1 protein-coding gene is annotated in these 1,323 nt (G+C 68.5%); it reads right to left on the bottom strand.

The genetic code is table 11. From position 1 onward, the window contains the following. Nucleotides 1–1,323, bottom strand: a 1,323-nt coding sequence (locus ABD339_RS33455; protein ID WP_344570938.1) for an Ig-like domain repeat protein, incomplete at both ends; no start/stop codon positions are given.

Raw genomic sequence — 1,323 nt, 5'->3', positions numbered from 1 at the left:
AGCAGGTGGCGCCGTTGTAGTGGGCGGTGATGGTGCCGGTGGCGAGTGTCGTGGTGGTGAGGCAGGCTTTGCCGGTGGCGTCGAGTGTGACGGTTTGGTTGAGTCCGCCGGGTCCGGTGAAGGTCACTGTTCCCGTAGGTGTCCCCGAGCCGGGTGTGTTGGTGGTGACTGTCGCGCAGACCGTTACCGGCTGGCCGCATACCGAGGGGTTCGGGGTGGCGGTGAGGGTGGTGGTGGTGGCGGCGGGGTTCACTGTCACGCCGACGGTGTTGGTGGAGGGGTTGAAGCAGGTGGCGCCGTTGTAGTGGGCGGTGATGGTGCCGGTGGCCAGCGACGTCGTGGTGAGGCAGGCTTTGCCGGTGGCGTCGAGTGTCACGGTTTGGTTGAGTCCGCCGGGTCCGGTGAAGGTCACTGTTCCCGTAGGTGTCCCCGAGCCGGGTGCGTTGGTGGTGACTGTCGCGCACACCGTCACCGCCTGGCCGCATACCGAGGGGTTCGGGGTGGCGGTCAGGGCTGTGGTGGTGTTGGCGGGGTTGACGGTGATGGTCGCGGTGCCGGCCGACGGCAGATCGCAGGCGCTGCCGTTGTAGTGGGCGGTGATGGTGCCGGTGGCGAGTGTCGTGGTGGTGAGGCAGGCTTTGCCGGTGGCGTCCAGCGCCACGGTCACGTTCATCCCGCCGGGGCCGGTGAAGGTCACCGTTCCCGTAGGTGTCCCCGAGCCGGGTGCGTTGGTGGTGACTGTCGCGCAGACCGTCACCGCCTGGCCGCATACCGAGGGGTTCGGGGTGGCGGTCAGGGCTGTGGTGGTGGCGGCGGGGTTGACGACCAAGGCGATGGTGCCGGTGGAGGCGGCGAAGCACGGGCCTTCACCGTTGTAGTGGGCAGTGATGGTTCCGGAGCTCAGCGACGTGCTGGACAGGCAGGCTTTGCCGGTGGCGTCCAGCGCCACGGTCACGTTCGTCCCGCCGGGGCCGGTGAAGGTCACCGTTCCCGTAGGTGTGCCGGAGCCGGGTGCGTTGGTGGTCACCGTCGCGCACACCGTCACCGCCTGGCCGCACACCGAGGGGTTCGGCAACGCCGTGACCACCGTGGTGGTGGACGCCTCGTTCACTGTCACGCCGACGGTGTCGGTGGAGGGGTTGAAGCAGGTGGCGCCGTTGTAGTGGGCGGTGATGGTGCCGGTGGCGAGTGTCGTGGTGGTGAGGCAGGCTTTGCCGGTGGCGTCGAGTGTGACGGTTTGGTTGAGTCCGCCGGGTCCGGTGAAGGTCACCGTTCCCGTAGGTGTCCCCGAGCCGGGTGCGTTGGTGGTGACTGTCGCGCAGA

The organism is Streptomyces axinellae (assembly GCF_039532135.1).
GTDB lineage: Bacteria > Actinomycetota > Actinomycetes > Streptomycetales > Streptomycetaceae > Streptomyces > Streptomyces axinellae.
This window is presented reverse-complemented; position numbering and strand designations above follow the sequence as displayed.